Source organism: Paraconexibacter sp. AEG42_29 (assembly GCF_040581415.1).
Classification (GTDB): Bacteria; Actinomycetota; Thermoleophilia; order Solirubrobacterales; family Solirubrobacteraceae; genus Paraconexibacter.
This window is the reverse complement of record NZ_CP114014.1, coordinates 597,740-611,279: the sequence shown is the minus strand read 5'-3', so window position 1 is coordinate 611,279 and position 13,540 is coordinate 597,740. Positions and strand designations below refer to the sequence as shown.

General features: G+C 73.7%; 12 protein-coding genes. 5 read left to right on the top strand and 7 right to left on the bottom strand.

Annotated features, from left to right (window positions below):
* Positions 1 to 14: 14 nt before the first annotated feature.
* Genes DSM112329_RS02915 through DSM112329_RS02900 form a run of 4 tightly spaced genes read right to left on the bottom strand, consistent with a single transcriptional unit; the run spans position 15 to position 4,185 of the window.
* Positions 15 to 470 (bottom strand): hypothetical protein, encoded by a 456-nt coding sequence (locus tag DSM112329_RS02915; protein ID WP_354700311.1) that lies wholly within the window; start codon positions 468 to 470, stop codon positions 15 to 17.
* Positions 471 to 524: 54 nt separating this feature from the next.
* Positions 525 to 2,246 (bottom strand): thioredoxin-like domain-containing protein, encoded by a 1,722-nt coding sequence (locus tag DSM112329_RS02910; protein ID WP_354700310.1) that lies wholly within the window; start codon positions 2,244 to 2,246, stop codon positions 525 to 527.
* 13 nt (positions 2,247 to 2,259) lie between these two features.
* Positions 2,260 to 2,751, bottom strand: coding sequence for a histidine phosphatase family protein (locus DSM112329_RS02905; protein ID WP_354700309.1), 492 nt, complete (start codon positions 2,749 to 2,751; stop codon positions 2,260 to 2,262).
* 33 nt (positions 2,752 to 2,784) lie between these two features.
* Complete coding sequence (locus DSM112329_RS02900; protein WP_354700308.1) at positions 2,785 to 4,185, bottom strand: hypothetical protein; 1,401 nt, start codon at positions 4,183 to 4,185, stop codon at positions 2,785 to 2,787.
* A 165-nt stretch (positions 4,186 to 4,350) separates the two neighbouring features.
* Here DSM112329_RS02900 and DSM112329_RS02895 point away from each other — a divergent pair, with 165 nt between their 5' ends.
* The 4 genes from DSM112329_RS02895 to DSM112329_RS02880 are packed head-to-tail and all read left to right on the top strand — an operon-like array spanning position 4,351 to position 7,941.
* Complete coding sequence (locus DSM112329_RS02895; RefSeq protein ID WP_354700307.1) at positions 4,351 to 4,956, top strand: TetR/AcrR family transcriptional regulator; 606 nt, start codon at positions 4,351 to 4,353, stop codon at positions 4,954 to 4,956.
* Entirely contained in the window at positions 4,953 to 6,212 is a 1,260-nt protein-coding gene (locus DSM112329_RS02890; RefSeq protein WP_354700306.1) for an acyl-CoA dehydrogenase family protein, read from the top strand. The genes DSM112329_RS02895 and DSM112329_RS02890 overlap by 4 nt, the downstream gene beginning before the upstream one ends.
* Before the next feature lie 3 nt (positions 6,213 to 6,215).
* On the top strand, positions 6,216 to 7,307 hold the full coding sequence (locus DSM112329_RS02885) for a phosphotransferase family protein (protein ID WP_354700305.1): 1,092 nt from the start codon (positions 6,216 to 6,218) through the stop codon (positions 7,305 to 7,307).
* Positions 7,297 to 7,941, top strand: a complete 645-nt coding sequence (locus DSM112329_RS02880) for an HAD family phosphatase (protein ID WP_354700304.1) — start codon at positions 7,297 to 7,299, stop codon at positions 7,939 to 7,941. Before DSM112329_RS02885 ends, DSM112329_RS02880 begins: the two co-directional genes overlap by 11 nt.
* A 112-nt stretch (positions 7,942 to 8,053) precedes the next feature.
* On the opposite strand, the gene DSM112329_RS02875 is transcribed toward DSM112329_RS02880, so the two are convergent.
* From DSM112329_RS02875 to DSM112329_RS02865, 3 genes are all read right to left on the bottom strand, one after another.
* Positions 8,054 to 9,214: a CapA family protein gene (locus DSM112329_RS02875; protein ID WP_354700303.1), complete on the bottom strand. Its 1,161-nt coding sequence runs from the start codon at positions 9,212 to 9,214 to the stop codon at positions 8,054 to 8,056.
* 91 nt (positions 9,215 to 9,305) lie between these two features.
* Positions 9,306 to 10,226, bottom strand: coding sequence for a cytochrome c oxidase assembly protein (locus DSM112329_RS02870; RefSeq protein ID WP_354700302.1), 921 nt, complete (start codon positions 10,224 to 10,226; stop codon positions 9,306 to 9,308).
* On the bottom strand, positions 10,223 to 10,891 hold the full coding sequence (locus tag DSM112329_RS02865) for a hypothetical protein (RefSeq protein ID WP_354700301.1): 669 nt from the start codon (positions 10,889 to 10,891) through the stop codon (positions 10,223 to 10,225). Before DSM112329_RS02865 ends, DSM112329_RS02870 begins: the two co-directional genes overlap by 4 nt.
* Positions 10,892 to 11,020: 129 nt before the next feature.
* On the opposite strand from DSM112329_RS02865, the gene DSM112329_RS02860 reads away from it, so the two are divergent.
* Positions 11,021 to 13,504 (top strand): ATP-binding protein, encoded by a 2,484-nt coding sequence (locus DSM112329_RS02860; protein WP_354700300.1) that lies wholly within the window; start codon positions 11,021 to 11,023, stop codon positions 13,502 to 13,504.
* Positions 13,505 to 13,540: the final 36 nt, after the last annotated feature.

Sequence of the window (13,540 nt, the reverse complement as noted above, 5' to 3'; positions counted from 1 at the left end):
GTGACGCTCGCCGGTCAGCGGCTCCCGCGCGCGATCCGGCTCAGCTCGGCCAGTGGCTTCTTCAGCCGACCTGGGACCGCGGCCTCGTCGAAGGTGACCCTGCGCCCCTTGTAGGTGATCGAGTAGACGAAGCAGTCCGCGCACCCGCCCTGCGGACCGGGCAGCTTCTCTCCCAGCTCCGCCGCGTCGAGCGTCTTCCGCAGCGCGGTGAGCGTCGCGGCCTTCAGCGTGTGCCGCCGCGTTGCCCGGCCCCGCTCGGTGACCGTGACGCGGCGGTCGCCGCGGATCCGCGTGCGGACGTCGACGCCGGCGAAGCCGCCGCCCTTGTCGAAGCGGACGACGACCTGCGAGCCGGAGGACGCCCGGGCGTCGCCGGCGCCGTCGCCCGTCCCCACGGCGGCCACGGCCGCGACGACGCCCGCGGCCAGCACGAGGACGGCGGCGAGAGCGGCAAGAAAGCGACGGGACATGCGCCGCAGCCTACGCCCACCGGTGAGCCGCGCGGTCTCGAACCGGTCGCAGGCTCAGTCGGTGAGGATCACGTCGAACGCCCGCTGCGTGCGCCGCAGCCGGCAGAGCGCACCGTCGCACGTCGCCACGCGAAGCTCCACGGTGATGCGTCCCGACCCGTGCCCGAGCGGGACCGCGACCCGCGCCGGCAGCGCGTCGAGCGACCACGCGGTCTCGTCGCCGAGCAGCGCGGGATCGAGCGCGGACGCCGTGACGCGGACCGGCGCGCCGCCCAGCCCGTCGAGCTCGTCGCCGTCGAGCGGCAGGTCGAGCTCCACGTCCAGGACGCCCCCGGCCCGGGCGATCACCGTCGCGGCGACGGCGGCCGGCGCCCACGTCCCCGGTCCGGCGATGTCGCCGGACCCCGAGCCCCCGACGTCGATCGCCTCGGCACGTCCGTCGACCGGGTCGACCAGCACCACGCGATGGTTGCCGGTGTCCGCGACCACCAGGCGCCCGTCGGGCAGGACGTCGATGCCGCCCGGCTCGCTGAAGCCCTCGACCGGGACGGTCCACAGGTGCTCGCCGCGCCAGACGCGGACGAGGCCGTTGTACGTGTCGGCGACCAGCAGCGCGCCGTCGCGGGCGGCGGCCACGCCGAGCGGGTGCTGAAGGCGCGCACGCTCGGCGCTCCCGTCGGCCGTCCCGCTGACGAACAGCCCCTGGCCGACGAGCGTGCGGACGGCGCCGCCCGGCCGGTCCAGGACCCGCAGCGCGCTCGTCTCGGCGTCGACGAACACGAGCTCGTCGTGCGCGGAGACCGTCAGCCCTGAGGGCTGTGCGAGCAGCGCGCCGTTCGCCGGGCCGTCGACCAGGTTCTCGCCACCGGTCCCGGCGATCACCTGCGGCTCGCCGGAGCGGTCGATCGCCCACAGCCGGTGGCGCCCGGCCTCGGCGATCACGACGTGCCCGGCCCACCGGCAGACGTCCCACGGGGACTTCAGGCGGTCGGTCAGCAGCTCGCGGCGCCCGGGGTCCCCCACGCCGTGGCCCAGCTCCACCCGCCACACCCGCCCCGCCCCGGTCTCGCAGACGAGCAACGCCGACGCCGACGCCGCCGGCCCGTCGAAGCGGACGCCCTGCGGCTGGTAGAAGCCGCCGAGCTCGTGCAGGACCTCGCCGCCGAGCGTCGTCACGAGGACGCGGTCGTGCCCGCTGTCGGCGACCGCGAGCCGCACGTCACCGCCCGCGCCGTCGCCGACCGCGACCTTTCCCGGGAAGGCCAGCTCGCCCGTCCCGCCCGCCACCGGGGTCAGCGCGAGCGGACCACGCCGCAGGACGCCTGCCGCCTCGGCCTCGGCGATCAGCACGTCGATGGCCGACGCCAGCTGCTCGTCGTGCCCCTCCCCCGCCACCGTCAGCGCGACCCGGCCGGCGGCATCGATCAGGACGAGCGTCGGCCATGCGCGCACGGCGTACGCGTCCCACAGCCTCAGCGCCGGGTCGCTGAGGACCGGATGCTCGACCCGCATCCGCGCGACCGCGGCGCGCACCACGTCCGCATCCCGCTCGTGGGGGAACTTCGGCGAGTGCACGCCGATCACGATCAGGACCTCGGCGTACCGGCGCTCGAGCGCCCGCAGCTCCTCGGCGACGTGCTGGCAGTTCACACAGCCGGTGGTCCAGAAGTCGAGCAGGACGAGCTTGCCGCGCAGGTCGGCCAACGACAGCGCGTCGGTGCCGATCCACTCGCCGGCCCCGGCCAGCTCAGGCGCGCGGACTCGTGCAGCGTCCACGGGCGGCGTCCCGCTACTGCGACGACGACGAGCGGGCGATGGCGGCGAGCTCGCGCGGGCGTAGGAGCGTGACGAGCTCGCCACGGCCCGTCGTCCCCTCCAGGCGGATCCCGGCCACGCCGCCCTTCTTGAAGTCGACGCCGGCGCCGGTCAGCTCGTGCACCACGCCCGAGAAGTCCGGCTCGTGCCCGACGACGAGGATGTGACCGCCGTCGTCCGCGGCGCTCACCAGCGTCAGCGCCTCGTCCGCGTCGAAGCCGGACGCCAGCGGCGCATGCAGGACCACGTCCTTCCCGAGGCCCTGCGCCGCACCCGTCGCCGTCCCGTGGGCGCGCACCTTCGGACTCGTGAAGATCGCGGCGAACTCGATCCCGAGCACGGCCAGCGCAGCGCCGGCGTCGGCCGCCTGCTGCTCCCCGCGCGGGGTCAGGCGGCGATCGGCGTCGGGCCGGGAGCCGTGCGGCTCCGCCTCACCGTGACGGAGCATCCAGAGCTGGCGTGCCATTGCGGTGAGCGTAGTGCCTCACCGCCACGATCCTCAGAAGTCGTAGGCCCGGGTCGGCGACCCGCGCAGCACCTTGCCGTCGGCGTTCGTCCAGGTCAGCCGGTACTGGCGGCCCTTGCTGTAGGTCGCGGTGACCCGGAAGAACCCGAGCCGGTTGTAGCTGACCGTCCGCAGCTTCTTGAACGCCCCGGACGCGCCGTTTCGGTATTCCAGCGTGGCCGATCCCGCCGCGCGGGCCGGGCGGACCAGGCCCCACACGGACGCCGACCGCGAGCTCCGGCGCGTGGCGGCGAGCGCGAGGCGGAAGCCGTCGTACGACGGCTTCTCCTTGCCGGCGGCCGTCATCAGGCCCGTCTCGAAGCCGCCGTACATGGACGCCGGCGGCTGCCGCGGCTGGTCGTCCTTCAGCAGGTACTGCGAGAACGTCTTGACGCGCTTGTTGTCGTAGGCGATCCGCTCGCTGATCGAGCGGTACTCGGCCTGCTGCTGGAGCGGGACGCCTTGGATCTTGTCCGGCTCGGACTGGATCCCGAACTCGGTCAGGAACACGGGCCGGTTCGGGGAGATGGCGCCGGCGCGGGCCGCCCGGTCGAGGGCGGTCGTGAGCCGGTCGAGCACGCCGATGAAGACGTTGTTCGGTCCGGTCGCCTTGAAGTTCGGCCCGGCCTTCGGGGTGTACGCGTGGTGGGCGTAGCCGGCGATCGGCAGCTTCGCGCACTTCGAGCTGAGCTTCTTGTAGGACTCCGACAGGCACAGCGCCTGCCGCAGGAACGTGAGCGGCGCCACGTCCTTGCTCGTGCCGGTCGGCGCGGTCTCGCCGAAGAGGACCTGCGGCTTGTCGACCTTGGCCGACTTCAGGCCCTTGAGCGCGCCGTCGAAGAGGTCGCGGTAGAGGTCGGGCGACACCGGCTTCTTGTTGACGTACTGCGGCTTGAGGAAGGCTGGGTGGTTCGGCTCGTTCCAGATCGACCAGTAGGCGACGCGGTCGCCGTACTTGCGCCCGACGGCGGTCATGAACTGCGCGAACTTGTTGGGATCCGGGCGCGTGAGGTTGTCGTTGCGGCTGCGGGTCGCCCACTTGGGGACGGGACCGGACACGGTCAGCAGGACGGGCCACTTGCGCTGTTCGGCGGCCTCGAAGATCGGGTCGAACTGGGTCCAGTTGTAGCCCGCCGCGGGGTCCGTGGTGTCGAAGTCCGGCTGGTTGCGGTCGTTCGGCCCGGGCGAGACGTCACGCCAGTACATGACGACCCGCAGCGAGTTGACGCCGAGCGCATCCAGCCGCGCGAACGCCGCGTCCCGGGTGGCCGGGTCCTTCAGCTCGGCCGGGGCCTCGAACATGACGAGCTGGTTGCGGGACGCCTGCGCAGGGGCGGCGTACAGACCGATCGCCGCCACAGCGACGATGAGCAGGGACAGCAAGGACTTCGACATGCGTGGGATGCGGACCAGCCTCCAGCGAAGGGGTGAGGGACGACGAACAGACGACACGCGGAGGGGTGGTTCGCGATGCCGGTCTCGTGAGGTGTTGCCCTATAGACACCGAAAAGCACCCCGAGGTTGCGGGGAACCTCCTATTTCGCATACCTTTGCGTAGGTATGCCAACCGGCCAGCCCACCGCACGCGCCACCGCCGCGGAGCAGACGCGGCTGCGGCTCATCGACGCCGCGATCGAGCGCTTCGCCGCCGACGGCCCGGGTGCGAGCTTCGACCAGGTCGCCGCCGACGCCGGCGTCTCGAAGGGCGCGCTCTACCACCACTTCGGCTCAAAGGACGGGCTGGTGGACGCCGTCTACCGCGAGGCGATCCGGCGCCACGCCGCCCGTGTGGTGGACGCGAGCCAGTCCGGAACCGGCGCCGAGCGGCTGCTCGCGCTGATCGACTCGAGCACCCGCCTGTACACCAGCCGCACCCCCTTCTACGGCCTGCTGACCCAGCTGCACCTGCAGGCCGGAACCAGCCGTCCCGCCCTCGTCGAGGTCGCCCGCCGGGTGCAGCAGCGCCAGCGCGAGCACATGATCGGGCTGGCGCAGCTGGGTCAGCGCGACGGCTCGATCCGGTCCGATCTTGACGCGGAGGCGCTCGGGCTGACCGTCAACGCCGCCCTCGAGGGCTTCCTCGTCCAGCAGCTCGAACCGGCCGCGACGCAACGTCGCTGGGTTGCCGGATTCCGTTCCCTGATCCAGGAGATGATCACCCCATGAGCAGTCCCACCGCCGTCCCGCCCACCACGGGGACGATCGACTTCACGATCCCCGCCGAGCTGCAGGAGCTGCTCGCCCGGATCGACGCGTTCATCCAGGAGGACGTCCTCCCGGCCGAGCTCGAGATCACCGACCCGGACGACATCCTGAAGGACTGGGACGTCGTCGAGCGGCTGCGCGACAAGGCCCGCGAGCGCGGCATCTACACCCCCCACCTGCCGGAGGAGTGGGGCGGCCTCGGCGTCGGCATCCTGGGCATGTCGCTGATCAACCAGGCCTGCGGCGTGTCCGGCCTCGCCTCGCTGGGCCTGAACGCGATGGCCCCGGACGAGGGCAACATGCACACGCTGCTGATCGCCGGAAGGCCCGACCAGCTCGAGGAGTTCCTGCGCCCGCTCGCCGACGGCCGGACGCGGTCGTGCTTCGCCATGACCGAGCCGGACGTCGCGTCGAGCGACCCGACGAACCTGCAGACGACGGCAGTCCGGGACGGCGACGAGTGGGTCATCAACGGCCGCAAGTGGTGCATCACCGGGGCCGAGGGCGCGGCGTTCGCGATCGTCGTCGCCAAGACCGGGTCCTCCGAGCCCGCGACGCACCGCGACTACTCGCTGATCCTCGTCCCGTGCGACACGCCGGGGTGGGCGATTGAGCGTCACCCCGGCTGGATGGGCTCGCACTCCCCCGGCGGGCACCCGATCGTCACGCTGACCGACGTCCGCGTCCCGGTGGGCAACCTGCTGGGCGACGAGGGCGCGGGCTTCGTCATCGCGCAGAAGCGCCTGGCCGGCGGGCGGCTGGCGCACGCGATGCGCTGGATCGGCGTCTCGCAGCGCGCGCTGGACCTCACGTCGCAGCGGCTGCTCGAGCGCAAGGCGTTCGGCAAGGAGCTCGCCCGCCACCAGGGCCTGCAGTTCATGATCGCCGACAGCGCGATGGACCTCTACGCCTCCCGGCTGATGGTGCTGCACACCGCGTGGAAGGTCGAGAACGGCCTGCCCCACCGGCAGGAGATCGCCATGACGAAGACGTTCGTGTCCGAGGCGTTCGGCCGGATCGTCGACCGCGCCGTCCAGATCCACGGGGCGGCCGGCATCGCGACCGACCTGCCGATCGCCCGCTGGTACCAGGATGCGCGTGCGGCCCGGATCTACGACGGCGCGTCCGAGGTCCACCGCATGGTCATCGCCCGCGAGTGCCTGAAGCTCGCGATGCAGGGACAGTCCGCCACCGCCGCAACAGGAGACCTGGGGTAACGCATGAGCCACGAGATCGCACCCGACGACATCGTCCGGACCCGCGAGGAGGTCGCCGAGGGCGCGCGGGAGCCGCTGCTGGTCCTCGACCCGCTGCTGGCGTTCCTCGACGCGAACGGCCTGGGTGAGGGGGACGCCGAGCCGCAGATCGTCCCGATCGGCGACGGCCACTCGAACGTCACGTACGCCGTGTCGCGCGGCGGCGCGCAGTTCGTCCTGCGCCGCCCGCCGCGCGGCCCCCTGCCGCCCTCCGCCCACGACATGCTGCGCGAGGCGCGGGTGCTCAGCGCGGTGGCGCCCACGCCGGTGCGGTCCCCGAACGTCCTGGCGGTGGGCGACGACACGTCGATCATCGGCGCGCCGTTCTTCGTGATGGAGCACGTCGACGGTGAGGTCATCACCACCGAGGTCCCCGCCGCGCTCGACACGCCGGCCGACCGCCGCCGGATGGGCGAGGAGCTCGTGGACGCGCTGGTCGAGCTGCATGCGGTCGACTGGCAGGCGGCGGGCCTGGAGGGGTTCGGCAAGCCGACCGGCTACCTGGAACGCCAGGTGCGCCGCTTCCTCGGGCTCTGGGACCACAACAAGACGCGCGAGATCCCGGCGGTCGAGCGGGTCGCGGACTGGCTGACGTCGAACCTGCCGGACAGCGGCCCGGCGACGATCGTCCACGGCGACTTCCGCCTGGGCAACGTGATGTTCGAGCGCGAGTCCCCGTCCCGCTGCAACGCGATCTTCGACTGGGAGATGTCGACGATCGGCGACCCGCTGGCGGACGTCGGCTACCTCTGCATGATGTGGTCGCAGGCCGGCGACCCGGACACGGGGATGGCGTCGCTCAACACGGTCACGCGCGCGGAGGGCTTCCCGACCCGCGAGGAGCTCGTCGCCCGCTACGAGGAGGGGTCGGGCCGGTCGATGAGCGACGCGCGCTGGTACCTGGCGCTCGCGCTCTGGAAGGCGATCGTGTTCATGGAGGGCAACTACAAGCGGGCTATCTCGGGCGCGAGCGACGACCCGTTCCTGAAGTCGTTCGGGGACGGCGTCGTCGACCTCGCGAACCGCGCGGAGGAGGTGGCGCTCGGTGCCCCTTGATCCTCCTGCCGCTGCCGCGGTCACCCCCCGGTCCGGCCTGCTGATGGACTGGGGCGGCGTGATGACGACGGACATCTTCGCGTCGTTCTCCGCCTTCTGCGTGGCCGAGGGACTGCACGCGGACACCGTCCGCGACCTGTTCATGAAGGACCCGGCCGCGCGCGAGCTTCTGGGCGACTTCGAGCGCGGCCGACTGGCCGACGCCGACTTCGAGGCGCGGTTCGCCGCCGTCCTGGGCGTGGCCGAACCGGCCGGCCTGATCGGGCGCCTGTTCGGCGGGATGGGCCCGAACGTCGAGCTGCTCGACGCGGTCGAGCGACTACGTGCCGCCGGGGTGAAGACCGGGCTGCTCTCGAACTCGTGGGGGACGGCGACCTACCCGGCCGATCAGCTGACGAAGCTGTTCGACGTCCTCGTGATCTCGGGTGAGCTGGACGTACGCAAGCCGGAGCCGGGGATCTACGAGGTCGCGGTCGAGCGGATGGGCCTGCCGGCCGATCAGCTGGTCTTCGTGGACGACCTGCGCGGGAACCTGAAGCCGGCGCGGGCGCTGGGGATCCACACGGTGCACCACGTGGACAACGCGACGACGCTCGCGGCGCTGGACGAGGCGTTCGCGGCCTTCACGGCCTGACCCCCTCCCGTCTGACGACCAATTTTGGTCGTCACCGCGACCAGAACTGGTCGTCAGACGGACGAGGCCGGGGCCGGGGCCTCCGGGGCTGGGGAGGCCGGGGGCGCGCCGCTCAGCCGCGCAGGATCGGGCGGGAACCCACGATCCGCGCCGGCGCGAACGCGTCGCCCAGGACCCGGCCCGCGCCGAGCTTCAGCGTCAGGATGCCCGTCCGCTCGGTCCCCGCCGAGCGCGGCGTGAAGACGAAGTTGCCCAGGCTGTAGGCGACGAGCCGGCCCGGTCGGGGACGGCGGATCGGCTGCAGCACGTGGGGGTGCGCGCCGATGACCGCCGTGGCGCCGGCCGCGAACGCGGTCTGCGCGAGCGCGCGCTGCGAGGCGTTCTCCGTGAAGACCCGCTCGATGCCCCAGTGGAACGTGGCGATGACGACGTCCGCCTGCGCCGCCGCGGCGCGCACGCTGCTGCGCACCCGGGACGGGAACGCCCAAGCGTTGCCGGGCCGCCCGCCGACCGCGCGGAACGCGAACGGCTCGATGGCGTCGAAGCCGACGAACGCGACCTTCAGGCCCAGGCGTTCGACGACGACGGCCCGGTAGGCCTGCGACTCGTTCGATCCGGCCCCGACCGGCTGCATCCCGTTCGCGCGGATGCCCCGCAGCGTGTCCAGCAGGGCGGTCGTCCCGAAGTCCCCGGAGTGGTTGTTGGCGAGGTTCAGGACGTCGAGTCCGCTCAGACGTGCGAGCGCGGTGAGCGACGAAGGCCGCCCGCGGAACGTGAACGTCTTGTCCTGCTGCACGCCCCGGTTCGAGACCGCGCACTCCAGGTTGCCGAACGCGAGGTCCGCCGCCTTCAGCCGCGGCCCGACGCTCGTCCACGGGTAGGCCGCGCCGAACCGCTCGATCGCAGCGCCCGGACCGTCGCCGAGGTTGATGTCCCCCACCGCCGCCAGCGTCAGCGGCCGGACGCGCACGTCGCGGCTGGGCGTCGCGACACCGTCGCCGCCGCGTGCCCGCAGCCGCAGCCGGCCGACGCGGTCGGGGGCGCGGAACCGGGACGGCTTCCCGGTCCCGTAGACGACGGGACCGCGGTCGACCCAGGCGTCCCCGCGACGTTCCTGGACGCGGAACGGCTCCTTCAGCCCGGTCGCGCGGACCTCCAGGCGCCCGCCCGGGGCGACCTCCCCCACGGCGACGAGCGTCGGTGCGGCCGCCGCGGATGCGGCGCTCGTGAGTACGACGACGGCAGCGGCAGTCGCGGCGATGTGGACGCGCATGGGCCCATCCTCGACGATCCGCAGCACCCAGCGCCACCGGTCCCCCACCAGCCGCACGCCGAGTGACCGCTGACGCGCACCCGTCCGTGCGTCAGCTATCACTCGGTGCGATCGGGGCCGACCCGCCGGCCGTGATCCGCGCCCGCAGCTCCGGACCCCGTCCCGCCGCCACCGCCCGCCGCGCGCGGTCCGCCGTCAGCTCCACCCCCGACCGCGCGGCCAGCTCCATCAGCTCCTGCCGCTCGATCGACTCCCGCGCCGCCTGGAAGAACACCGCGCCGAACAGCAGCAGCGTCACCACCGACTCCCACACCATCATGATCGCGCCGGCCGTGTTCTGGTCGGCGTCCGGGTTGATGCCGTGCATCAGCTCGCCCGGCAGGTAGACGCCGTAGAACGCCTGGCCGCCGAAGACGAAGACGTTGCCCAGGATCGCGCCGACCATCCGCACGGCCAGGATGTATCCGATCTGCCAGCCGTTCCCGAACCACGCCGGCTTGGGGAACGGCCCGAACAGCGCCATCCACATGTTCGCGCCGAACGCGATGAAGCACAGGTGCTGGATCGCGTGGGTCCCGTCATGACGGACGGCGGCCTCGTGGAAGTACGGCAGGTGCCAGAGGCCGAAGTTCAGCGCCCACAGCGGCAGCGCGACGAGCGGGTGCGAGAGGCCGCGCAGCTTGTCGATCCAGCCCACGCGCAGCAGCGGCGCGAGCAACGGTCCCGTGAGACCGAGGACCAGCAGCAGCGCGCCGAGGTCGGCCAGCAGCAGGTGCTCGGCCATGTGAGCCCAGAAGAGCTCGTCGGCGGCGACCGCGAGCGGCGAGGTGAGCGTCCCCACGATCAGGACGAGGCCGGCGTAGAAGCACGCCTGGCGCCAGCCCGGCACCGCGCGGCTGGTCCTCGCGACGCGCTGCACACCGAGTGCGTAGAGACAGCCGGAGATGGTCGCCGGCCCGAGCTCGAGCGGCGCCAGCTGCGTCCCGCCGATGAAGCCCAGCGCGGAGCTCACGGGGCGGCGGCGTCCCCGGCGGCGGTGACCACGGGCACCGGAGCGGGCGCAGGAGCCGCGACGACCGGCGACGGGGACGACGGCGCGGCCCGCGGCAACGGCGGCAGGATCAGGTCGGCGACGGTCCCGACCGCATCGGAGACCGCCGGCCCCACGATCGGCAGGGTCTTGACCACGCCCTGGACCGTGCGCACGACCTCGCGCAGCGGGTTCGGCCGGCCGCTGGTCGTCGGGGTGGTGGGCGTCGTCGGGGTCACCGTCGGCGTGGTCGGCACGACGGTCGTGACGGTCGGCGTCAGCGTCGTGGTGGTGGTCGTCGTCGTGGTCGTCGGGCTCGTCTCGGTCGACGTCGTGGGCGTCGTCGTGGTGGTGCTCGTCGTCGCCTGCGTCCGCGTCTGCGTGGCCGCCGACGTCACCGTCCGCGGGGGGCGAGGCGTGCTCGGAAGCGTCGGCAGCCCGCCGTCCAGCGGCGACGCCGCGAGCGGAGACGCGCCGGACACCCCGGGGATCTGCGGGCCCCGCGTCAGCTGCGCGAGCCCGCCGAAACCGCCACCACCGCTGATCGCCGCGGCCACGACGACCACCAGGACGAGCGCCACGGGCACGGCGAGCGCGGCGCCCGAGGCACCGATCAGCGAACCCGCCCATGAGCGCCAGAAGCTCATGCGACGCAGGCTACTCCCGCGGCCCCCGCGCCGGTGCAGGCGCCGCCCCACCCGCGGCCCCCGCGCGGGTGCAGGCGCAGCCCCATCCGTGGCGCCGTGGCCCAGCGCGCAGTACCGTCGCTCACGCGCATGCGCCGCCTGTCCATCGCCGCCTCGCTCCGCGGGGCCCTGCTCGGCCTGACGGTCGTCCTCGCGGTCGTCGCCGCCGTCGGCGTCGCGGCGCTCTACGGCTCCCGGCAGGACTACGAGGACAGCCTGTCCGACGCGCTGCAGCTGCAGACCGCCGCGGGCCGCGTCCTGGCTGCCGGCGTCGTCGAGGAGGCGACCCTGCGCCTGACCCCGGCCGGTGCGTCGGGCGGGTCCGCTGCCGCCCGCGCCGCCGCCGCGGAGCGCCGGGCACGCGCCCGGGACGCGTTCGACCAGACGCTCGCCGCCGCCCGGACCCTCGCGGCCGGCGACGCGGCCAGCCGCGACTTCCTGGACCGGGCCGACCGTGCGCAGGCGGTCCTGCGCAAGAACCCCGGCGCGCGCGGCGCCCCGCTGGCCGCCCGCGAGCCCCTGGTCCGCCTGACCTCCCGCCAGGACGATCGCATCGCGTCCGCGCGGGACGAGGCCAAGCGTGCCTCGCGCCGTGCGTTCACGGCGATCCTGGTCGGCGGCGGGCTCGCGCTGCTTGTCGCCATCGCGCTCGTCGCTGCGCTCGTCGCCGCCGTCCGGCGCCCGCTCGACGGCCTGGTCACCGCGTCCCGCCGGCTCGCCGACGGCCGCAGCGACGTGAGCGTCCCCGAGGACGGACCGGAGGAGCTGCGCACCCTCGCGCGCTCCTTCAACGTGATGGCCGCCGACGTCCGCTCGGCGACCTCGCGCCTGGAGTCCGAGCGCCGCCGCCTGGATGTCACCATCCGGTCGCTCGGCGACGCGCTGGTCATCCTGGACTCAGGCGGCGTCGTCACCGCTGCGAACCCGCGCGCGACCGAGCTCCTCCCCGAGCTCACGCCCGGCACGAGCACGTCGGGCCCCGGGGCCGGCCGGCTGCCCGTCCCGCTGGACCAGGCGCTCGCCGCCGAGGTCGAGACCGAGTCCGGCGGCCGTACCGTCGCCGTCACGGCCGCGCCGCTCGAGCACGGCGACGGGCACGTGCTGACCGTCCGCGACGTCTCCGAGCGCGCCCGCCTCGAGCGCCTGAAGAGCGAGTTCGTCGCCACGGCCTCGCACGAGCTCCGCAGCCCGCTGACCTCGATCAAGGGCTTCGTCGAGCTGCTGGGCGACACCGACGGCCTGAGCCCGCGGCAGCAGGAGTTCCTGCGGATCGTCAGCGTCTCCACCGACCGCCTGGTCGAGCTCGTCGCCGACCTGCTCGACGTCGCCCGCGTCGAGGCCGGCGCGGTCGAGATCCAGCGGCGGCCGACCGACCTCGGGGAGCTGGTCGGCGAGATCGCGGAGATGCTCGCCCCCCGCCTGCAGGAGCGCTCGCAGACGCTGAACATCGACGTCCCCGCCGACCTGCCGCGCGCCGTGGTCGACCCCGCGCGCATCCGGCAGGTCCTCACGAACCTGCTGACGAACGCCCACCTCTACACCGGCGAGGGCGGCACCCTGGGCGTGCGTGTCCGGGCGCCCGGAAACACCATCACGCTCACGGTCGGCGACACCGGCCGGGGCATGTCCCCCGAGGACGCTGCGCACGTCTTCGACCGCTTCTACCGCGCGGGCGGGGGCGACGACGGACAGGGCACCGGCCTCGGCCTGGCCATCGTCAAGTCGCTGGTCGACCTGCACGGCGGGCGCATCGACATCGAGACCGCACTCGGTCAGGGGACCTCGTTCACGGTCGTCCTGCCGTTCGCCACGGAGATGACCCGGCCGCAGGTCGCCCGGCAGGCGCTGCGCGGCAAGCGGATCCTGGTCGTGGAGGACGAGCGGGAGATCGCGGAGCTGCTGGCGCGGCGCCTCGGCGAGCTCGGGGTCCTGGTGCGCACCGTGCCGAGCGGCGCGGAGGCGCTGGAGCGGCTGCGGACCGAGCGCTTCGACGCGATGACCCTCGACATCCTGATGCCGGGCATGAGCGGGATGGAGGTCCTGCGGACGGTCCGCGCCGACGCCGCGCTGGCCTCGCTCCCGGTGGTCGTCGTCTCGGTCTTCAGCGGCCGCGAGGCCCTCACGGGCGAGTGGGTCGTCGGCAAGCCGATCGACCTCGACCAGCTGGTCGACACGCTCGGCGCGGCGCTGCTGGCCAGCCGCGTCCGCGTCCTCGTCGCGGCTCGCCCGGAACTGCGCTGGCGGCTCGGCCGGACGCTGGAGGACCTCGGTGTCGCCCACGACTGGGTGGAGGACGCCGGCGCGGCGGCCACCGCCTGCGCGGCCAGCTTCTACGAGGTCGGCGTCGTGGAGTCCGGCCTCGACGACGCGGCGGCGGTCGTCGCCGCGATGGATCTCCGCGGCCGCCGGACCGCGCACACGCTGATCGTCGCCACGGACCCGGCCGCCCCGCTCCCGGCCCTGCCCGCGGGCGCGGCGGACGCGGTGTCGCTCGACGACGTCGGGGCCGTGATCCTCGGCCTGCTCGACCCGGCCGCCAGCCGCGGGCTCCCCGACGGCGCGGCGCCGAAGTGATGGGGGAGTCGCCTCGGGTTTCGGGGTAGATTGACC

What these genes read in the sequence shown, in the direction of transcription:
- DSM112329_RS02915 (WP_354700311.1), bottom strand. Translation starts at nt 470, where the DNA reads ATGTCCCGTCGCTTTCTTGCCGCTCTCGCCGCCGTCCTCGTGCTGGCC.
- DSM112329_RS02905 (WP_354700309.1), bottom strand. Translation starts at nt 2,751, where the DNA reads ATGGCACGCCAGCTCTGGATGCTCCGTCACGGTGAGGCGGAGCCGCAC.
- DSM112329_RS02900 (WP_354700308.1), bottom strand. Translation starts at nt 4,185, where the DNA reads ATGTCGAAGTCCTTGCTGTCCCTGCTCATCGTCGCTGTGGCGGCGATC.
- DSM112329_RS02895 (WP_354700307.1), top strand. Translation starts at nt 4,351, where the DNA reads ATGCCAACCGGCCAGCCCACCGCACGCGCCACCGCCGCGGAGCAGACG.
- DSM112329_RS02890 (WP_354700306.1), top strand. Translation starts at nt 4,953, where the DNA reads ATGAGCAGTCCCACCGCCGTCCCGCCCACCACGGGGACGATCGACTTC.
- DSM112329_RS02885 (WP_354700305.1), top strand. Translation starts at nt 6,216, where the DNA reads ATGAGCCACGAGATCGCACCCGACGACATCGTCCGGACCCGCGAGGAG.
- DSM112329_RS02875 (WP_354700303.1), bottom strand. Translation starts at nt 9,214, where the DNA reads ATGCGCGTCCACATCGCCGCGACTGCCGCTGCCGTCGTCGTACTCACG.
- DSM112329_RS02865 (WP_354700301.1), bottom strand. Translation starts at nt 10,891, where the DNA reads ATGAGCTTCTGGCGCTCATGGGCGGGTTCGCTGATCGGTGCCTCGGGC.
- DSM112329_RS02860 (WP_354700300.1), top strand. Translation starts at nt 11,021, where the DNA reads ATGCGCCGCCTGTCCATCGCCGCCTCGCTCCGCGGGGCCCTGCTCGGC.